The 19,589-nt window shown below is 67.0% G+C and carries 13 protein-coding genes and 2 pseudogenes; 3 read left to right on the top strand and 12 right to left on the bottom strand.

Annotated features, from left to right (window positions below; all coding sequences use genetic code 11):
• From BMG07_RS44265 to BMG07_RS23035, 4 genes are all read right to left on the bottom strand, one after another.
• A partial coding sequence (locus BMG07_RS44265) for a polymorphic toxin-type HINT domain-containing protein (protein ID WP_307867051.1) occupies positions 1–5,705 on the bottom strand: 5,705 nt, incomplete at its 3' end.
• Positions 5,702–6,121, bottom strand: a complete 420-nt coding sequence (locus BMG07_RS42660; RefSeq protein ID WP_269759312.1) for a hypothetical protein — start codon at positions 6,119–6,121, stop codon at positions 5,702–5,704. The genes BMG07_RS44265 and BMG07_RS42660, both read right to left, overlap by 4 nt.
• Positions 6,118–8,736, bottom strand: a complete 2,619-nt coding sequence (locus BMG07_RS23040) for a filamentous hemagglutinin N-terminal domain-containing protein (protein ID WP_269759311.1) — start codon at positions 8,734–8,736, stop codon at positions 6,118–6,120. The genes BMG07_RS42660 and BMG07_RS23040 overlap by 4 nt, the downstream gene beginning before the upstream one ends.
• Positions 8,737–8,987: 251 nt before the next feature.
• Positions 8,988–9,401 (bottom strand): hypothetical protein, encoded by a 414-nt coding sequence (locus BMG07_RS23035; RefSeq protein WP_269759310.1) that lies wholly within the window; start codon positions 9,399–9,401, stop codon positions 8,988–8,990.
• A gap of 24 nt (positions 9,402–9,425) precedes the next feature.
• Between BMG07_RS23035 and BMG07_RS23030 the strand changes: the two genes are divergently transcribed.
• Positions 9,426–9,659: a hypothetical protein gene (locus BMG07_RS23030; RefSeq protein ID WP_198086495.1), complete on the top strand. Its 234-nt coding sequence runs from the start codon at positions 9,426–9,428 to the stop codon at positions 9,657–9,659.
• Positions 9,660–9,708: 49 nt separating this feature from the next.
• The gene (locus tag BMG07_RS23025; protein ID WP_198086494.1) at positions 9,709–9,921 is read left to right on the top strand and encodes a hypothetical protein; all 213 of its coding nucleotides are present in this window, start codon (positions 9,709–9,711) and stop codon (positions 9,919–9,921) included.
• A 48-nt stretch (positions 9,922–9,969) separates the two neighbouring features.
• Here BMG07_RS23025 and BMG07_RS23020 read toward each other — a convergent pair whose 3' ends face one another.
• From BMG07_RS23020 to BMG07_RS42650, 3 genes are all read right to left on the bottom strand, one after another.
• Complete coding sequence (locus BMG07_RS23020; protein WP_198086493.1) at positions 9,970–10,296, bottom strand: cell envelope biogenesis protein TolA; 327 nt, start codon at positions 10,294–10,296, stop codon at positions 9,970–9,972.
• A gap of 79 nt (positions 10,297–10,375) precedes the next feature.
• Positions 10,376–12,262 (bottom strand): malto-oligosyltrehalose synthase, encoded by a 1,887-nt coding sequence (gene treY, locus BMG07_RS42655; protein ID WP_269759309.1) that lies wholly within the window; start codon positions 12,260–12,262, stop codon positions 10,376–10,378.
• A complete protein-coding gene (locus BMG07_RS42650) occupies positions 12,226–12,450 on the bottom strand; it encodes a hypothetical protein (protein WP_269759308.1) in 225 nt (74 codons plus the stop codon). Before BMG07_RS42650 ends, treY begins: the two co-directional genes overlap by 37 nt.
• A gap of 41 nt (positions 12,451–12,491) precedes the next feature.
• Between BMG07_RS42650 and BMG07_RS42645 the strand changes: the two genes are divergently transcribed.
• Positions 12,492–12,632, top strand: a complete 141-nt coding sequence (locus BMG07_RS42645) for a hypothetical protein (RefSeq protein WP_269759307.1) — start codon at positions 12,492–12,494, stop codon at positions 12,630–12,632.
• A 399-nt stretch (positions 12,633–13,031) separates the two neighbouring features.
• On the opposite strand, the pseudogene BMG07_RS42640 reads toward BMG07_RS42645, so the two are convergent.
• The 5 genes and pseudogenes from BMG07_RS42640 to glgX form a co-directional block, all read right to left on the bottom strand.
• Positions 13,032–13,151 (bottom strand): annotated as a pseudogene (locus tag BMG07_RS42640) (hypothetical protein); the annotation flags it as partial.
• A 307-nt stretch (positions 13,152–13,458) separates the two neighbouring features.
• On the bottom strand, positions 13,459–14,019 hold the full coding sequence (locus BMG07_RS45015; protein WP_374221312.1) for a 4-alpha-glucanotransferase: 561 nt from the start codon (positions 14,017–14,019) through the stop codon (positions 13,459–13,461).
• Positions 14,020–14,090: 71 nt separating this feature from the next.
• A pseudogene (malQ, locus tag BMG07_RS45010) lies at positions 14,091–15,302 on the bottom strand (4-alpha-glucanotransferase); the annotation flags it as partial.
• 256 nt (positions 15,303–15,558) lie between these two features.
• Positions 15,559–17,424: a malto-oligosyltrehalose trehalohydrolase gene (gene treZ / locus BMG07_RS23010; protein ID WP_198086492.1), complete on the bottom strand. Its 1,866-nt coding sequence runs from the start codon at positions 17,422–17,424 to the stop codon at positions 15,559–15,561.
• Positions 17,421–19,583, bottom strand: a complete 2,163-nt coding sequence (glgX, locus tag BMG07_RS23005) for a glycogen debranching protein GlgX (RefSeq protein WP_198086491.1) — start codon at positions 19,581–19,583, stop codon at positions 17,421–17,423. Before glgX ends, treZ begins: the two co-directional genes overlap by 4 nt.
• Positions 19,584–19,589: the final 6 nt, after the last annotated feature.

The following is a 19,589-nucleotide window of genomic DNA, read 5'->3' as shown; positions in this document are numbered from 1 at the left end:
GGTGGGGGTGGGGGTGGGGGAGAATTGGGCGAGTATTCCTTGGGGTCATACCAGCGGGTATCCCCATCTCTGCCTTGATAGGCGGTGACAGTTTTTCCGCTTTCATCTTTAAAGGTATAGAGCATTCGCCCATCGGGCGTCGTCTTACCAGTAGCAACAGCATTACTGGGCAAGTTATCCCAACAGTTGTTGTGAACCCAAACACCCTCCTTTCCTTCGTCGCTCTTGATGAAGTAGGTATGAAAATCCTCGACTGTCAGGTTGTAGGCTGTAAATGGCTCCGCTGTCCGCTGAATTCCTACGATCTCTAGCCAATGGTTGCTGCTGCCCAGCAGCCGATAGCCAGCCTTCAAATTTGCCGCGTCGACCCATTGCGCGTGAGGGATTGATCCCCGATAGTCGTGCCCTTCGGACGCCTTCGGCAATACAGTCGCGCTCCCTGTATCTGGCACTCGCGCAAAAAACGGATGGATGGCATTCGAAACAATGACCTGCGTCCGACCATCGAGGTCCTTGACGCTTACGTAAACAGTTTCTTTGTACGGGTTGCTATATTGCGCCATCACGGTTTTGTAATCAACCGCGCCGTCCAATTCGTTGCGCGAGTAAACGCCGTCACCTACACGAATGTCCTTGATCTGGGTGTAGCCTGACCGGGTTTTAACCTGCATATCGCCCCGAAAGGAGCATTTGGTCGTGCCAGCAAAGTTCCCACCGATTGGGGCCTTGCCGCCGATACCCCCCAGCTTGGTACCAAGCATGGTGCCGATCCCTGGTCCCACGATGGGCAATGCACCAGCGATCGCAGTCTTCAACAAGTCAGCAAAACCGGCCGTGGATTGCTGCTTCGTCAGCGCCTCGTACATGTCGGTCATGTCCGATAGTTGTCGGCCGATCAGCTCATCCACCAGCGCCCTCTTCTCGGGCGTGTCGGCATAGAAGGACGCATCAATGAGGTTGTTCAGCGTCAGGTTCGCACTGTTGGCAAGCGCCGTGCAGTTATCAAGGCTTCCCGACCCACTGCAAGCGCTCTTGATGCGCGCAGTTTGCTTGTCGGTGTCGCGCGTCATCTCTTCGCGCAACTTGTCGACATCACAACTCTTGTCCGTTCCGCTCGAACACGCACGCAGATCGCTCTTGAACTTTGTTGAGCCGCGCATGCTCAGCGCATTGTTGATGGCTGCATTGGCACTCGAGGCTGCGGCGACATAGATGCTGTTGGCGTCGAGTCCGGCAACTGCGCCAGCGATGACCGCAAGCACCTGGGTCATCTCGACCGCGCCGGGCAGTACATTGCCGTACTTGTCGCGACCGAACGTGCTGGCAGTAAGCTCGCCAATGACTGCACCCAGCGCTCCCGCACCGCATCCGCTTGCATTGTCCGCACGCACCACACCGACCGCGCACCCGGCGATAGCGTGCAAGACATTTTGCGTCAAGGCGTTGATGTCTCCGTTGTGCGCCAATGTCCCGATGCCGTAGGCGCTCTGTGCCGCCGCCGTGTTCAGCAGTGCGTTTGTCAACCCGGTTCGCAGTTCACTTTCCAGGCTGGTGCCATTGATGGCGCTGCGTACTACCGCACCAGCGGCGCCATCGACCAATTGGCGCTGCAATTGATCCGTGAATCGCGCCGAACCGTTCGTGGCGTTGGCGAGGTTTTCCGGCAGCACGCCTCCCACACTGAACCCTTGAATGGTGCCCGCTGTGATCATCGCCGTCAGGATGTTCTTGACGCTCTGGCTGCTGCCCAACTCGTCAAACACCTTCCCGAGGTTCCCGTCGTTGTTGACGAAGGAGATCGTCGCCTGACTCGCCAGGGCCGTGATGCCAGCCTGCATCGCAGCCGAAGCGATGGTGGTCGCCGTCGCGGAAAGCCCCATTGCACCGGCGATGCCGGTCCCTGTGGTCGTCGCTGTGCCGGCCGTCCCGACCGCAGCCGACCCGGCACCGGCTGTTGCAACACCCACCACCAGACTGACGATGAGTGAGCTCACCGGCCCCATGCTTGTCTGGCTCTGAGCCCACTTCTTGTGCTCCTCCTGCACCCGCTGCCACTCGATGCTGTTCGCGAGGGCCGGATCGGAGGTCAGTTGGTTCACCCAGGCCATGCCAGGTTGCTTGGCCAGGTCGTCGAGGCTGGCGTTCTGCCCCAGTTGCACCGTCACCCCGCCACCGGCCTTGATGCTCGTGTTCAGCGCATTGAACAGGTTGTACTGACTGGTCTCGTCCGTATGGCCCGCGCTCTTGGCCGAGACCCAGGCGCCATCGCCGTCGTTTGCAGTGCTGCTGGAGGCACTGGTCGTCTTCTGCGTGAGCAGGTTGAGCTTGCCGCCAGCGTCGATGTTCAGGTTTTCCGCGTTGGCCTCGATGGCACTGAGCGTCATGTCCCCACCGCTCTTGAGCTGGATGTCCTTGCCCGTGAGCGTGGTACGCGCCAGCGTGGTCTCCTGGCTGTCGGCATTCAGGCTGGAGTGGGTCAGCCCATCTTTCTGTGCGTCCTTCGTGGTCGCCGACGCGGAGTTCTCGCCCGCGACCAGGGTGAGCTTGTCTCCCGCGCTGAGCGTGAGCGTCTCACCCGCGTTGAGGGTGGCAGCGACCCCCGTGAGGTTGCGCCCAGCGCCAACGCCAACATTGCCAGCCCCGCTGATCGTGGACCCGATCTGCTCGCTCGCCTCATCCTTGCGCGTGTTGCTGGAGCTCCACCGAATGTCGTCCGTACGGCTCGTCGTGACGGTTCCAAGATTCACGTCGCGCCCTGCAACGACCGTCGCATCGCCCGCGCTCTTGATCTCGGCGCCGATCACGTTGGCGTCGCGCACAGCCACGACATTCAGGCTTCCTCCCGGATTCGTGACATACAGCCCCGCTACACGGTCCAGCGTCGTGGCGCTGAGGCTTACCCCGCTGTCGGCGCTCGAGCGCGCCAGCGGCCCCGTGTCGCTCTTCGAGTCACGGGTGGTCGTGATCACGTTGATGTCGCGCCCCGCGATGGCCGTCAGGCTCTTGGTCGCATCCACCACGGCACCGATGACGTTGATGTCGGTTCGGGCTTTCAGAGTGACATCTTCGCCGGTGATGCGGCCCGCAAGGTTGTTGATGTTGTCCGCCGAGATCGAGACCGCATGGCGCCCGGCAATCGTGCCTCCCGAGTTCGTGAGGTCGCCCGAGAGACGCATGTCCACGCTGCCGCCGGACAGCAGCGCGCCGGAGCCGTCGATGTCGCCCGGCTTCACATGCACATAGACCTGTGGCACCAGCACGCGCTGCGTGCTGCCATCGGGCAATGTCACCGTCTGCTCGACCAGCCAGACGATGTCGCTGGTCAGCTGCGCCATCTGCGCGGCCGTCAGTGCCACGCCGGGACGCAGCCCGTACTGCTGGGCGAAGGCCGCACCGGCATTCATGAGCGCCATGTACTGCGCCTCATCGTTCTGGAAACCATCCAGGTAGCGGTAGCCGGTCAACTGGGCGACCTGCTCGCGAATCAGGCGTTGCTCATAGAAGCCATCCCCCAGACGTTTGAGGGTGGTGTCGGGGTTCAGCCCGAGGTTGTTGAGCAGGTAGTCGCTGGACAGCCAGTTCCGATAGTTGGCGAACCGGGGATCCGTTTCGATCAGGTAGTGGCTCGACGGATTGCCCATCGTCCTGAACAGGCTCGCACTGGGTATCGCGACGTTGGGCACGCTGGTGCGCACGACCGTGGCGCCGGCGACGCCCGCCGTGCCGCCGGGTCCGCTGTTTGACGGCACCTGGAGGATGGGTTTGACGATAGCGTTGCCGGCAACACCGCCAGCCGCCTGGGTCCCCGCGCCGGTTTGCCCCACCGACAACGCCCCGGTACCCGGCTTTCCCACGGCGACAGCAATATTGCCCTCCTGGCGGGCCGCGGCAAGCGTTGCGGTGGAATTGGTTGTCAGGTTGTACGGCGCAATCTGGTTGACCCGCACATCGTTGCTGCTGTGCTCTTCGACATAGCTGTGAGACACCGTGCCGACGCGCACGGTGGGCGCATCGACGGTCAGCCCCTTGTCGACGATGGTTCCGCCGGTGACCGTCAGCGCGCCGCCGGCCAGGATCTGGCTCATGTCGTTGACGCCGCTGCCCACGGCGATGTCCATCGTGCCGCCCGCGATGATCTTGCCCGGCGCGGAGCTTTGCAGGACCGGCGTGGACGGGGTGACGGTGTAGACGTAGGAATCGTAGGTCGACGCAAAACGCGGCGGCTTGTAGTTCGCCTCCTGCGCCGGCGTACCCGTCATCGTGTAGATGAACGCCAGCGTGGCCTTGTCGAGGTTGGCGTGAGCCTGCTGATAGGCCTGCCACTGGTCGGACTCGGCCTGGGTGAACGGATGGTCCAGGGACTCGACAACATCGCGCCCCAGGTAATCCGTGCCCGTGACGACCGACTGTTGACCCACGGCAAGCGGGTAGCGTCGGCCGAGGAAGTTCAGCGGAAAGTCCACCGGGGGTGGTGTGACGCCGAAGGTTGCCCATATGGGATCGGTGCCCGGATACCACGCGCCGGCGATGTTGGAAGTGTCGCAAGCCGTGCCTTCGCCACCACCACACGACTGGTAGCTCCGGTTCTGGCTGCTGGCCGGGCTTTGCAGGTAGTACGTACGGAACTGTGCCAACGGATAGTCCGGCGAGGGAATCAGCAATCTGGCGTAGGGGTTGCTGCCGGCCGTCAAGGGATTGGCGGCGCTCGCGGCGGTCCAGCCGTTCCAGCCTGTGTCCGGGAACTGCGTGAGCCCCCCGAACCCGATGAGCACTTCATCGGCCTTGTAGCGTATGCCGCTGCCTGGGAGCTCGTATTCGACAAAGTTCTGGGGTGTGCCCGGCTGCAAGGTCCAGGTGACGCCACCGTTGGTGTTGTTCAGCGTGGTGGTCTTGATGTCGACGTTGCCGGTGGCCTCGATGGTCGCGGCGTGATTGTCGATGTTCGTTGCCGTGCCGACGGCACGGCCGAGCGCGTTGAGTTCGCGACCGATGGCGAGGCTTCCGTCGCTGAAGATGAGGGCGCCATCCCGGTTGTTGACGGCGACTGCGCCAATGTCCAGGCGTACCCGCGCGGCAATGGTCGCGGCGCTGGTGATGCCGCCGACTGTGTCCGCGGAGTTGTCGAGCGTGCCGGCACCGATGGAAATCTGGTCACCATAGATGCGACCGGTGCCGATATTGGTCAGCGTGCCCGCATCGATGCGCGTCACGATGCCGTCGATGATGCCCCGGTTGGTCACGGTTCCGCTGGCGCTCAGCCGGGTGGTGGTGCCCTGGATGTCGCCTGCCGCAGCGTTGTTGACGTTGGCGGCCGAGAGCGACAGATCGTTGCCTGCGGCGATCCGGCCGCTGTTGGTGATGTCGCCGCCGGCCGCGACGCTCAGGTTCCGGTTGGCAATGGTTTCGCTGCCCGACGCAAACGCAGCATCTTTCGTCAAATCAAGGCGCGTGTCGCTCCGGGAGAGCAGCTTGCCGCTGCTGGCAAGCGATGCTGCATTCACCGTGAGCGTCTTTCCGGCCAGCATGGTGCCGCCGGCGTTGGATACGTTCAGAGTTTTCGCGGCATTCGGATCGACGACGCTGACGGTGTCACCTGCGGAGATGAGGCCACCCGTGCCATTCTCGATGAGGCTAGTGCTGGTCAGAGTGATGTTCACATCAGCGCGGATGGCACCCAGCTTGTTCTTGACCGTCGCGGCCGTCACGGCAACGTTCTGGCCTTCGATGCCTCGGTCGGTTCCGGAGGTGGCGGTGTTGTCGAGACTGCGGCGCGTACCGTGGTCATGGCGCCAGAACGAATCAGGCCGTCGACGTTTTTTACTTCGCCGCTCCCGCTATCGATCTGCAGATTGCCCACAGCCAACGTCTGTCCGCCGCTGTTGTCGTAAGCCGCGCCCTGGGTTGCCATGGACACTGTCGACTGGCCGAGCACCGTGCCGGAGTTGCCGTTGATGAATTCGCCCGTGTTGGCACTCAGGGCATTCTTCGAGCCGATGAAGCCAGCGCTGTTGTCTACACGGCCATAAGAGCCGTCTGTGGCACCTGTGGCGATGCGCAGGGTGTCGGCGCTGAGGATGCCGCCCTTGCCGTTCGCGTAGGCTGCCGCGTTCGTGTTGATCAAGCTCCGCCGTGCGTCTCGATGGACATCGCGCCGCCGGAATGCACCAAGCCTGCGTCGTTCGCGAGCGAGCCCGAGTTCACATCGATGGTGCCGTCTGCGGTCAAGGTTCCGCGCGTGTTGTCCAGCGCTCCCTTGTTCGTATCGATGACAAGGCTGTTGCCGCTGACCCTGCCGTCCACGTTCGTCAAGCCGGCGTTCGCGAGTACAACCTTCCCAGAAGCCGCCAGGCGACCCGAGGTGTTGTCGGTCGTTCCGGTGGTCGTGACGTGAAGGTCTCCCGCCACGGCGGCAATCGCTCCCAAAGCATTGTCGATACTGGCGGCATTGACGGTGGTCCCGCCGTTGGAGCCCAGCGTGCCGCCCGCATTCGACAGCGCGCCTGCCGCCGTGATGCTCAACGTACCGGGCGTGGAGATCACCGCTTTGTTTTTGGTGTTGACATCACCCTGCGTGGCCGTAACGGCAATGTTTCCGCCACTGGTCTTGCTGGCAGAGAGATCGACGCTCGCACCCTGGAGCGTCGCATTGCCTGCGGCCAGATTGGTGCCGTTGGCAGCAAGCGCACCGGTGGCGGTGACACGCAGCTCACCCGTACCGCCGAGATTGCCGTCGCTCTGGACGCCAGCACCGAGCACGCTCGCCGTACCGCTCTGTACGCTCGCAGCAGTGAGCGTCGTATGACGACCTGCCGTGATATTGCCGTCGTTGACGAGCGCGCCGGTGGCGACCACGCTGACATCGTTCGCGCCACGCAACGTGCCGGTGTTCATGAGCGCAGCGGCGTTGATTCCCAGGTCGGCGGCTGTATTGATCGAGCCCCCGCTGCCGTTGACCAATTGACCCCTCGCGGTGAGCCGCACCCCGGCCTGCGCGGACTGGATGCTGCCCCGTGTGTTGTCCAGCGAGCCGGTGTCGAGCGTCAGCCCCAAGTTGGAAGCAAGGGTGCCGGTGGTATTGACGGTGGCTGCGGCCACGCTGGCCGTGAGCGCCCCTGCGGCCGAGATGTTGCCGCGCAGATTGTTGGCCGAACCGCCAACCGTGAGATTCGCATTGCTGTCGCTGGTCAGCACGCCGTCCTGGTTGTTCAGGTCACCGGCAGTGGTGATGTCGAGGCTGCCGCTGCGCAGCGTTCCCGACGAGTTGTCGAAGGTGCCGAGGTTGGCCGTGAAGGCCCCGGAAACATTGATGGTCCCACCCTGGTTGGAAAAAGTCGGCTGACTGAGCCCCAGGCTCGCCACGCTCAATGTCCCACCGTTGTTCAGCAAGTTTGCCGTCTGCAAGGTGATCGGGCCGCTTGCGTAGATCTTGCCGCCATCATTGCGGATCGCACCGGCGGCGCTGACGCTGCCCGGCTCTATCGGTGCAGCGACAGGTATTGAAGTGCCACCGGTTGTTGTGCCACCAGTCGATGCGGTGGTGCTTGTCGAGCCACCGCCTGAAGTGGTACCAGCGCCAGTGCTCTCGCTGCCCGTACTGGCTGTCGGCGCGGGCGCAGGCTCGCTGCCGATCCATCCACCGCTGGTGTTGCTGACCGTCGGCGCCGAAAGCGACAGGGGCGCCATGCTGGTCTGCCGGATCGTGCCTTGGTTGACGATGTCGCCGCTGGTGCTGGCGAGCTGCACGCTGCGGCCTTCCAGCGTCCCGGTGTTCTCCAGGCGACCCGAGGCTGTGACAACCAGGCTTCCGACGCTTGCCCCGATGTTGCCGGCATTGCGCACGCCAAGCCCTTGCTCCGTACCAAGGAGCACGATCTTTCCGGCATACATGCCCCCCAATGCAGCCACATCCAGCGCAAAGCTAGGCGCAGCCCCCGTCCCCGCAGTCGGCGTCACCTGGCTGTGATCCGCCGAAACCTGGTTGGCCCCCGTCACCACCTTCAACTCGCTCGCCCAGATCCCCGCATTGGCCTGCACCGCGCGCGCAAGGATCGCCGCGTAGTCGGTCTTGCTCGCGTCGAGCCCCGCCCCGTCGATCGTGATGGTTCCGCCGCGCACCAGAAAACTGTCGAGCCCGCCCACCGCGTTGAACTGCGGCGTGCCCGTGGTCAGCGTCGCCCGCGACGCGTTGATGAACCCGCCCCCGTCCACGCTGATCCCCGCCGGGTTCGCAATGATCACTTCGGCGCGTTGCCCGCCCACCTCGATGTAGCCGCGCAACTGGCTCGGCGAACCGCCGTTGACTTCGTTGAGGATGATCCGCGCCGCGCCCGTCGCCAGGTTCGGGTTGCCCTGCACGAAGCCGCCCAGTTGGGTCTGCACGTTGGCGCGGCTGTTGTTCAAAATGGCGCCGTTCGCGCCCACGTTGAACTGGTTGTAGATGTTGCGCGAAACACCCGCCGCCGACGGCGTCTGGATATTCACCAACGGCACGCCGTTGGGCGCGACCAGCACGGTGGGCCGCAGGTTGCCGGGCACGTTGGGCGCGCCCACGATCTGCGCATGCAGCGGAGCGGCCATCCCCAACAAGCCCGCCAATGCCACGCCGGCCAGCACGCCCGCGCCCGCCAGGGAAGTCGCCTTGCTCGATCCCTTGCCGGTGCTGCTCGCGGTCTCCTGAACCACCATCCGCATGCCTCTGGCTGCGTTGAAGACGACGCGGTGCAAATGGCGGTTCATTTTTGTTTTCTCTCCCTGATAGTTCGGTTACCCGCGAAATCATTTGTGACCAAATGACACACGGGGCGCGATTATCTAGGGGTAACCACCGTATAAAAGGGCACTAAATCACACTTCTTTGCCTCAATTCGAACTTTCTATTCCGCGAGTAATGAATATGAATTAGTGCTGCGGAGAGCGGCCCAATTCAATAGTTGGCGTTTGTCAATAATTTGTTGCCAAACGATGTTCGGCACCCCGCGCTTTCCTGGTCAGAACTGCCCCTGGCCCGCGCCCGCGCGGTCGTGCACCCAGCGCATGGCCTGCTGCTCGGCGTGACGCAGCGCCTCGGCCTCGGTGCCGTAGGAAACGTTCTCGGTGTCGTCGGGCAAATCGATGTCGGGCTGGCCCGGTGCGCGGCTGCGGCAGACGACCACAGGCCGGTAGGTCTGGTCGTCGAGCCGCTCGGCGCGGCACAGAAAGAGCCGGCCCATGTAGCTGAAGGTGACGAGGCGCTCGTCAAACGGCGGTGCGGGGGTTTCCATGTCGATGCTCCTGAGCGTGTTGTGTCTGCAGTCGTGAATCTGCGGCGTGTGCGGCACGTCGCACGTGGGAACCGGCCCACGCCACGCGTCGGTCCACAGCACCTGCCGCACGGGCGAGTGCCGTGCCAGAGTCGAGCGCATCGCTTTCCAGACACATGCACGCCCATGGACCTTCTCTCGCTCATCCAATGGCCCGCCTTCGCGGCTTCGCTGGCCGCCGCGTGGCTCGTCGCATCGCGTGACGAATCGCGCCGCAACCTCGGCTTCTGGATCTTCCTGCTGAGCAACGTGCTGTGGGTGGTGTGGGGCGTGCACACCAGCGCGTGGGCGCTGATCGCGCTGCAGGTGTGCCTTGCGGCGCTCAACGTGCGCGGCCTCTTCAAGACCGAAGAGGGTTGATCGGACTCGGCCTACAGACAGGCGAGCCTCGCAGGGTCATGGTGAATCCATGAAACACCCGATCGAACTCACCATCCAGGAGCCGTTGCCGGGCGCGTACGTCTGGCAATTGCTCGAGACCGACGAACAGGGCGAAAGCCCTCGCCTGCTGCGCCGCGCCTTCGACGCCGCGGACAACTACGAGACCGCGCTGTCGGCAGGCCAGCGTGCGCTGCGCAGCGAGATCCGCCAGCGCGCGGAGCCGAAGCACCAGCACAGTTGAAGCACGGCTTGGGCCGGGTGGCCCCCCGTGCCCCGGTCTTCGCGTCGCTTATTTCGGCGTGCCGCCCGGCACCGGCTTCGGCTTGCCCGGGCGGCGGGCATCGCGCGTCTCGGCACGGCGCTCGCCTGCCTGGGCAGCCCGGTCGCTGCCGACGGCGCCACCTTCAGGCGTCTTCGCCTCGTCGCCCGCGGGCGCGGCCACACCGACCTGCGGACGCCGGTCCTTGCGCGCCTCGCCCGCCATCTCGGACTTGCCCGTCGCATAGCCCGGCGTGTTCGGCGGCACGGCCGCGCCGGGCGGGTTCGATTGCGCATGCGCCGCGGTGGCAAGCAAGCCCGCCGCGAGCACGGAAAGCAGGGACAAGGATTTCGTCATCGGGAATCTCCTGAAGAAAGAACCATACGGAACCCTGTGAGGGGCGCTGCGCCAGAGACTCCCGTGCCCGCCTCGCCGGCTACGTAGGAATTCGACCCGTGTGCGTAGGAGCACGCACCCTGAACGCCGCCCATGGAATCGCGCCGAAAGCTTCCGCGAGCGGCAGCGACGCATCGCCGTCGGCGCGAAGGGTCTCGCCCGTCAACACGTTCTCCAGGGTCGCCCCCTGGAGCGCCGCAGGCAGCCGCACCACGGTGTCGCTCCAGCCCTGCGCCACCGGCAGCGAAGGCACGGTGAACCCGCCGCGCGACAGCCCGACGAAGAGCCGCCCCGTCACCACGACCAGCGCTTCGTCCTCATGCCGCCGTACGAACGCCACGACATGGCGAGACATCGCTCCCTCGACCGCAAGCCCCTCGTACCCCCCATCGCGAAACAGCGCCGGATGCGCACGCCGCAGCGACAGCAGCCGCCAGATGAACCACAGCTTCGCGCGCCCGTCATGCGGTGACGCGGCCAGCGCATGCACATGCGCCGCCAGCCCCGGTGCATCGGCCATCGCGCCAAGCTCGTCGAGCCGCTGCTGGCGCACCGCGTAGTCCACGGGCCGGCGGTTGTCGGGGTCGACCAGGCTCAGCGCGATCAGCTCGCTGCCCTGGTAGAGATCGGGCACGCCCGGCGAGGTGTATTTCAGCAGCGTGAGCGTGAGCCCGTTCCACGCACCGAACCATGCGAGCCGGTCCGCGAACTGCTGGGTGTCGGACAGGCACGCGCCCTCCTCCATGTTCGCGAGCACGCCGCGCACGAAGCCTTCGAGCGCGGCCTCGTAGCCCGCGTCCGGCTGTGTCCAGCGCGTGCGCAGCTTGGCCTCGCGGGCCGCCTTCTGCATGTACTGCCAGAGGCGGTCGGCATACGCCGGCGCGCTGCCGGCGTCGAGCCCGCCCGGCGGCAGCGTGCCCAGCAGCGTTTGATAGAACAGGTATTCGTCGGCGCGCGACGGCGCGTCGTCGGTCTCCAGCTTGCGCCGCGTGTCGCGGCAATGGCCGTGCCAACGGGTCAGCGCCAGCACCCAGTCGTTGGGCACTTCCGACAGCACGTCGATGCGGTTGCGCACGTCTTCCGAGCGCTTGTTGTCGTGCGTCGAGGTCGCGAGCATGGTGTGCGGCCAACGCAGCGCGCGGTCGGCGCTGAGCGCATGGAACGCGTCCACCTCGAAGCCGAAGCGATCGGGCTCGCCGCCCACTTCGTTGAGCGAGCTCAGCGGAAAGTAACGGTAGAAGGCCGTGTCCTCCACGCCCTTGGCCGTGACCGGCGCGCTGAACTGCTGAAAGCGCACGGCAAAGCGCCGCACCCGTTCGGCCAGCTCGCGCGACGCGCCCGCCACGGCCTCGCCGCGCAGCGCGTTGCGCACGAAGGCAAAGACCGAATGGTCGGCGTCGCTGCTCTGGCGTTCGGCCGCCTGCGTGGCTTCGTCGATGAAGCGTTCGTCCTGCGCCGAAGGCTTCTCGACGATGTAGGTGCGGTACACCGGCATGCAGGCCGCCACGTCGGCCAGCGCACGGCGCAGCGCATTGAGCGTGTAGTCGCGCGTGCCGCGGTCGGCCCGTGCGATGCGCAGCAGTTCGCTCGACAGCACATTGAGCTCCGACGACAGCGCATTGCGCATCACCTCGCGCCGGCCGGCCTGCGAGAGCGCATGAAAACCCTGCGTCTCGCCCGTGAAGCGGCGCCATGCATGGCCGATGATTTCTTCGGCCGAGGTGTCGACCAGCACGCCGTTGGCCACGTTGGCAAAGCGGTAGCCCGTGGTGCCGTGCACATGCCAGCGCTCGGGCACCTCTTCGTTGCCGGCGGCGATCTTCTCGGCCACCACGTAGAGCGGCCGTGCCGGCCGGCCCTGCGCATCGAGCGCATCGTGCGCGGGCAGCGTCAGCCCCGCGCGCCGCGCGTAGCCCTGCTGCAGCATCTCGAAATACGCGCGGGGTCATAGAGCCCGTCGGGGTGGTCGATGCGCAGGCCGTCGACCGTGCCCGCTGCCGCAAGATCGAGCGCGAACGACTGCGTGGCCTCGAACACGTCGTCGCGCTCCATGCGCACCGCCGCGAGGTCGTTGATGTCGAAGAAGCGGCGGTAGTTGATCTCGTCCGCCGCCACGCGCCAGTAGGCCAGCCGGTAGGCTGCGCCTCGACCAGCGCATGCAGCGCATCGCGCGCGTCGGGGGCGGCCAGGTTCAGTTCGGCCACGGCCGCGGCCAGCGCTTGAGCGACCGAAGGGTGCCGCTGCGCGAGCCGTGCGAGGCGGGCCTTGTGCAGTTCCTTGTCGCGCGCGCGCTCTGAACGCGACTCGGGTGCCACCGCGTGTCGCCCGGGCAAATGCCCGAAGGCCGTGGCGATGCTCGCGAGGCGGGCCGCATCGTCGCCCGACGCATCGAGCTGCGCGAGCGCCCGCGCCAGCACCGTGGGGTAGCTCTCGGGCGCCAGCGGAAAGCGGTGGTTGAAATAGCCGATCGCGAACGCGCCCTCTTCCGGCTCGAAGCGCAGCACCAGCTCGCCGCTGGCCAGCACCTCGCCATAGTGGCCGCCGAGCACCGGCAGCAGCACCTTGCCGGTGAGCTCGACGTTGAGCGGCTGCCAGTCGATGTCGAAGTGCTGCGCATACAGCGAGGCCGGGCCGTTTTCCAGCACGTCCATCCACCACGCGTTGTCGGCGCCGAACACGCCCATGTGGTTGGGCACCATGTCGAGCAACTGGCCCATGCCGTGCGCCTTCAGCGCCGCGACGAAGCGCGCGAAGCCCTCCTCGCCGCCCAGCTCGGGGTTGATCTCGTCGTGCGCCACCACGTCGTAGCCGTGCATGCTGCCCGCGCGGCGCGTTGGATCGGCGAGCAGTAGACGTGGCTCACGCCCAGTTGCGCCAGGTACGGCAGCACGCGCACCGCGTCGTCGAAACCGAAGTCCTTGTGGAACTGCAGGCGGTAGGTGGCGCGCGGCACGCGGGCGCGCAGGTCTTGGGGCGTGTTTTGCGGCGTGTCCTGTTGCGCCGAACGCGCGCGGCTGGCCGGCCGCGTGGCACGCAACCGCGCGGCCAGGCCCTGCATGCGTTCGCCGGCGGCCAGCGCCTGCAGCGACACCGGCAGCTTGCGCCGCCAGTTCGGCTGTTCGTTCACCGTGCCGGGCAGGTTGGCCTGCTCGACCACGCCGCCACGTCTTCGAGCTGCACCATCATCAGCGCCGAAGGCGCGGCCGCGAGGTAGGCGTGCACGGCCTCCACGATGCGCGCCGAAGGCAGCGCAAGGCTCGCGGCCGCGGCGATGTCCTCGCGGCTCAGCAGGTCGGCCTGCTGCGCGGCCAGCATCAGCTCGATGCGCTCCTGCGCGCGGTTGAGCAGTTGCTTGTCGAAGGTGCGCGCATCGGGAAACAGGCCCAGCTCGAGGCGCACGCGCAGGTCGTGGCCGGCCCACCAGCCCGCAAAAGTCGCCAGGTCGTGCGTGCTGACCGCAACCAGCGCGGCCGGCGGGTAGGCTGCGGGCGGCTTGAAGCCACCGCCGTGCTGCTTGTCCAAGCGCTCGAAATAGAGCAGCCGGTAAGACAGCACATCGGCCTTGGCCAGCGCCTCGCGCACCGCGTCTTCCACCGTGCCCAGGTCTTCGCCGACCACCATGCAGCGGTGCCGATGGCTCTCGATGGCGACAATGGCCAGCAGTTCGTCCAGCGGGTAGTACACATACGCGCGTGGTGCGCATCACGGCCCGGCGGTATCCAGAACAGCCGCATGAGCCCCATGACATGGTCGATGCGCAAGGCGCCCGCGCCCTGCATGCCCGCGCGCAGCGTCTGGATGAAGAAGCGATGGCCGTCGGCGCGCAAGCGGTCGGGCCGCAGCGGCGGCAGGCCCCAGTTCTGCCCGGCGGGGTTGAACTCATCGGGCGGCGCGCCGATGCTCGCGCCGGCCGCGAACACCGGCTGCGCGGTCCACGCGTCGGAGCCCGCACGATCGACCGATACCGCCAGGTCCACATACAGGCCCACGCCCATGCCGAGCGCGGCACAGCGCTCTCCCGCCCGTGCCAGTTGCCGCGCGGCCTGCCATTGCAGGTACTGATGAAACTGCAGCCGCTGCGCATGCTGCACGGCAAAGGCCATGACCTCGGCCGAATCGGGGTCGCGGTAGGCAGCGGGCCACACGGGCCAGCCCCACATCGCCGCGTCGGTCGCGAGGAAGTGCGCATGCAGCGTCTCGAACAGCGCGTGCTGCCGCAAGCCCTCGCCGCGCTCGGCGACGAAGGACAGAAAGGCCAACCCCTCTTCGTCGGGCTTGCCGTCTTCCGGCAAATGGCGTTCCCGAAAATGGGCGAACAGCAGCGCCAGCACTTCGAACTTGGCCGAGGCCACGCCGGCGTAGTCCACCAGCGGCTCGGCCCGCAGCGCCGCGAGCCGCGCCTGGAAGGTCGGCGCATGAACGAGCCTGCGCGCCGCTTCGCACGCCGCGAAATCGTCGACCGCCTCGACATCGATGCACAGCACATTGAGCTGCCGCCGCGACGACGGGCTGTACGGGCTCGCATGCGCCGGGTTCGCCGCGAACAGCGCATGCAGCGGGTTCACGCCGACGATGTCGGCCCCCTGCGCGGCCATGCGGGTCACCAGCTCCGCGAGATCGCCGAAGTCGCCGATGCCCCAGTTGCGCGGCGAACGCAGGCTGTAGAGCTGCACGGCCGGCCCCCAGACGCGCCCGCCATCGCGCACGGCCGGCGGGCGGTAGCAACTGCCCGGCGAGGCCAGCACCAGCGTCTGGCCGGGCAGCCCGTCGATGCGCAGATGGTGGTAACCCGCGTCGAGCGCCATCGTCATGGGCAGTTCGCGTTCGCAGAGCCAGATGCCGTCGCGCTCGGTGCGCGCGGTCTCGTGCAACGCGGCCGCATCGGCCTCGCCGTGCTGCGTGCGCCCGGCTTCGTCGGTCAGTTGCCAGCGCAGCGTGCGCATGGCCAGCGGCAGCCGCAGCGGCACCGCCCAATGCGCGGCCGATGCATCGACCACGCGCACGGGCGGCAGCGCCTCGGCCCAGCGCGCAGCGTGCACGGCGTCGAGTGCGCGCCGGGCGTCTTCGGCGGTGTCGATGACCACGCCGAACTCGGCCAGCAGCGCAAGCAGGCTCTGCACGCTCGCCTCGCGGCGCGTGCCGAAGGCGTCGAAGTAGGAAGTCGCAATGCCGAAGTGTTCGCACAGCGCCGCGAGCGCGCCCGCCGTGTCGCGCCGGAAAGCCTCATCCACCGCGCATGTCCTCCAGCGTCGCGTGCACCGCGCCGCGTTCGAGCTGCACGGCACCGGGCTCGAGCAGCCGCACCCCGCCGCTGTGGATCACCGCGCCGGGCGATGCCACGACGGGCCCGGTCGGCGCGTCGCCGAAGTGCGCCAGCAGGTGCAGCCGCATGGCCGTGAGGCCTTCGCGTCCTTCTTCCGGCGGCCCCAGGTCCCATTGCACGCGCAGCGTGTCGTTCTCGCAGCTGAACACACCCGCGCCCGTGGAGCCGGCCAGGTGCGGCACGATCCACTGGCGGCGCAGCGCGAGCAGTTGCTGCACCTCGCTGAAGCGCGCAAAGTGCGCGCGCGAACCGCGCTCGCGCCAGTTCAGCTTCGACGCCAGAAAGGTCGCCTCGTCGTTCGGATCGGGAATGCGCGCGCGGGCCGCCTCGTCGGCAAAGGCCGCGAAGCCGCCGAACTCCGCGCGCCGGCCGTTCGACACGGCCTCGGCCAGCTCGGGCCCGAAGTCGCAGAAGTACAGGAACGGTGTCGAGGCCGCGAACTCGTCGCCCATGAACAGCATCGGCACATGCGGCGACAGCAGCAGGCAGGCCATGGCCGCGCGCGTCAGCACCGGGTCGCCCAGCGCATGCAGGCGCTCCCCGAAGGCGCGGTTGCCGACCTGGTCGTGCGTCTGCAAGAAAGACACGAAGGCTTGCGACGGCAGCCGCGTGCTCGGCTCGCCGCGCCGCTCGCCGTTGCGAAAGGCCGAGGGCTGCCCCTGGTAGATGAAGCCCTCGGCCAGCGCGCACGCAAAGCGGCACACGGGGTCGTCCGCATAGTCGGCGTAGTAGCCGTCGCGCTCGCCGGTGGCCAGCACGTGTACCGCGTGGTGCAGGTCGTCGTTCCATTGCGCGGTGCCTGCCACCGGCACGCCGTGCCCGTCGCGCGCGAGCATCGAGGCCTGGTTGGCGTCGTTCTCCAGCACCAGGTGAATGTGCCGCTCGCGGCCCGGTCCGGCCTGCAGCGCCTCGCGGATCTCCTGCACGATGTGCGGGTGCGAGTCGTCGCGAATGGCGTGGATCGCGTCCATGCGCAGGCCGTCGAAGCGGTACTCCTCGACCCAGTACAGCGCGTTGTGAATGAAGAAGTCGCGCACCGTGCGCGCGCCCTCGCCGTCGAAGTTGATGGCCGAGCCCCACGGCGTGCGATGCGCCGCATTGAAGAACTCGGGGCAGTAGGCGTGCAGGTAGTTGCCTTCGGGCCCGAAGTGGTTGTAGACCACGTCGAGCAGCACCATCAGGCCCAACCCGTGCGCCGCGTCGACCAGCGCCTTCAGCTCGTCGGGCGTGCCGTAGGAGGCATCGGGCGCGAACTGCAGCACGCCGTCGTAGCCCCAGTTGCGGCGCCCCGGAAAGTCGGCGAGCGGCATCAGCTCGATGGCCGTCACGCCCAGCTCGGCCAGGTCGCCGAGCCGCTCTCGCGCGGCGTTGAAGGTGCCTTCGGCGGTGAATGCGCCGATGTGCAGCTCGTACACCACGGCCTCTTCCCACGGCCGGCCGCGCCACGCCTCGTCGTGCCATTGAAAGTGGCGCGCATCGATCACCACGCTGGGCCCGTGCACGTCCTCCGGGTTGAAGCGCGAGGCCGGGTCGGGCACGGCCGCACCGCCGGGCAGGTGAAAGCGGTAGCCGTCGCCGTGCCCCGCCTCGGCCAAAGTCAGCGTGTGCCAGCCCTGCGCGTCGCGGGCCATCGGGTGCGTCGTGTTCTCGCCGCCAACCGGGCGGTGCTCCAGCCGCACGTCGCCGGCCGAAGGCGCCCACAGCGCGAAGGCCACGCCGTCCTCGCCCACCGTGGCGCCGAAGGGCATGCGGTGCGCGCGCTTCATGGCCGCACGTCCGGCCGGCTCAACACCACCAGCGAGCGGCATTGCAGCGGGTACGTCGGCTCCGACCACGCGGGCGCGAGCGCGGCGGCGTCCTCGGTGGTGGGCGGCGGCGTGGTGCTCGCGGTGTCGACCAGCAGCCGCCATGCGCCGTGCCGCATCGGCGGCAGCGTGAACGCGATCTCGTCGTGGTGCGCGTTGAGCAGGATCAGAAAGTCATCGTCGTGCTGCTGCTCGCCGCGCGGCCCGCGGTCGGCAATGCCGCCGCCGGGGATGTACATCGCGATGCAGCGGGCGTTCGTGTCGCTCCAGTCTTCGGTGCGCATCTCGGCGCCGTCGGGCTTGAGCCAGTGCACGTCAGTCACGGTCTCGCCCTCGGCCGGCTTGCCCGCGAAGAAAGTGCGCCGGCGGAACGACGGGTGCGCGCGGCGCAGCGCGATCATGCGTTCGACGAAAGTGACCAGCGCCAGCCGCTCGGGCGTGGGCGACCAGTCGAGCCAGCCGAGCGCGTTGTCCTGGCAGTACACGTTGTTGTTGCCCTGCTGCGTGTGGCCGCGCTCGTCGCCGGCCAGCAGCATCGGCACGCCCTGCGACAGCAGCAGCGTGGCCAGCAGGTTGCGCTTCTGGCGCTCGCGCAGGCTCACGACCTCGGGGTCTTCGGTGGGGCCTTCGACGCCGCAGTTCCACGACACGTTGTGGCTGTTGCCGTCGCGGTTGTCCTCGCCGTTGGCCTCGTTGTGCTTGTCGTTGTAGGAGACCAGGTCGTGCAGCGTGAAGCCGTCGTGCGCGGTCACGAAGTTGATGCTCGCGCTGGGCTGCTTGCCCGACCAGCCGTACAGGTCTTCCGAGCCGGTGACGCGCTTGGCCACCTCGCCGATGAGCCCGCCGTCGCCCTTCCAGAAGCCGCGCATGCCGTCGCGGTACTGGTCGTTCCACTCGGCCCAGCCGAGCGGAAAATTGCCGACCTGGTAGCCGCCGTGCCCCAGGTCCCAGGGCTCGGCGATGAGCTTCACGCGGTTGAGCGTCGGGTCTTGCCGGATCGCGTCGAAGAAGCCGCCGAGGTTTTCCACCTTGCCGGCCTCGCGCGCCAGGGCCGAGGCCAGGTCGAAGCGGAAGCCGTCGACGTGCATCTCCTCGGCCCAGTAGCGCAGCGAGTCCATCACCAGTTGCAGCGCGTGCGGATGCTCCAGGTTCACGGTGTTGCCGCAGCCGGTGAAGTCGTCGTAGTAGCGCCGGTTGTCGGCGTTCGCGATGTAGTAAGAGGCGTTGTCCACCCCGCGCATCGACAGCGTGGGCCCGAGCTGGTTGCCCTCGCAGGTGTGGTTGTAGACCACGTCGAGGATCACCTCGATGCCCGCGGAGTGCAGCGTCTTCACCATGGTCTTGAATTCCTTCACCTTGCCCGAGGCGCTGTAGCGCATTTCGGGGGCGAAGAAGGCCAGCGTGTTGTAGCCCCAGTAGTTCTGCAGGCCCTTTTCGGCCAGGTGCCGGTCGTTGAGGAAGCTGTGCACCGGCAGCAGCTCGACGGTGGTCACGCCCAGCCGCTTGAGGTAGTCGACCACGGGCGCGCTGCCCAGGCCGGCGTAGGTGCCGCGCAGCTCGGGCGGCACGTCGGGATGGGTCATGGTGAAGCCGCGCACGTGCATCTCGTAGATCACCATGTCCTGCCACGGCACCGAGGGGCGGCGGTCGTCGCCCCAGGTGAAGGCGGTTTCGAGCACACGGCCCTTGGGCATCAGCGGCGCGCTGTCGCGGCGGTCGAACGACAGGTCTTCGCGCTTGCTGCCCACGGTGTAGCCGTAGAGCGCGTCGCCCCAGCGCAGCTCGCCGACCAGGTCTTTCGCGTAGGGGTCGACCAGCAGCTTGTTGGGGTTGAAGCGGTGCCCCTCCTCGGGCTTGTAGGCGCCGTGCACCCGAAAGCCGTAGGCCTGGCCGGGGCGGGCCTCGGGCAGGTAGCAGTGCCACACGCCGTCGGTGCGCTCGCGCAGCACGATGCGCTGCAGCTCGTGGCGGCCGCGCTCGTCGAACAGGCACAGCTCGACCTTGTCCGCATGCTGCGAGAACAGCGCGAAGTTGACGCCCTCCCCGTCCCAGGTGGCGCCGCGCGGATACGGGCGGCCGGGCCAGACGGCGGTGATGGTCGGGTTGGTTTTTCTTGTCATTCAGGT

This window comes from Variovorax sp. E3 (assembly GCF_016082275.1).
Taxonomy (GTDB): domain Bacteria; phylum Pseudomonadota; class Gammaproteobacteria; order Burkholderiales; family Burkholderiaceae_C; genus Variovorax.
Note: the sequence above shows the minus strand (reverse complement) of the source record. Positions and strands in the feature narration are given on the sequence as shown.

Excerpts from the sequence above, each read along its gene's own strand:
- BMG07_RS23030 (WP_198086495.1), top strand. The coding sequence starts at position 9,426 with ATGGACCTTCTCTCGCTCATCCAATGGCCCGCCTTCGCGGCTTCGCTG.
- BMG07_RS23035 (WP_269759310.1), bottom strand. The coding sequence starts at position 9,401 with ATGCGCTCGACTCTGGCACGGCACTCGCCCGTGCGGCAGGTGCTGTGG.
- BMG07_RS23040 (WP_269759311.1), bottom strand. The coding sequence starts at position 8,736 with ATGAACCGCCATTTGCACCGCGTCGTCTTCAACGCAGCCAGAGGCATG.
- treZ (WP_198086492.1), bottom strand. The coding sequence starts at position 17,424 with ATGAAGCGCGCGCACCGCATGCCCTTCGGCGCCACGGTGGGCGAGGAC.
- BMG07_RS42645 (WP_269759307.1), top strand. The coding sequence starts at position 12,492 with ATGCAGCGCATCGCGCGCGTCGGGGGCGGCCAGGTTCAGTTCGGCCAC.
- treY (WP_269759309.1), bottom strand. The coding sequence starts at position 12,262 with ATGCTGCAGCAGGGCTACGCGCGGCGCGCGGGGCTGACGCTGCCCGCG.
- BMG07_RS23020 (WP_198086493.1), bottom strand. The coding sequence starts at position 10,296 with ATGACGAAATCCTTGTCCCTGCTTTCCGTGCTCGCGGCGGGCTTGCTT.
- BMG07_RS23025 (WP_198086494.1), top strand. The coding sequence starts at position 9,709 with ATGAAACACCCGATCGAACTCACCATCCAGGAGCCGTTGCCGGGCGCG.
- glgX (WP_198086491.1), bottom strand. The coding sequence starts at position 19,583 with ATGACAAGAAAAACCAACCCGACCATCACCGCCGTCTGGCCCGGCCGC.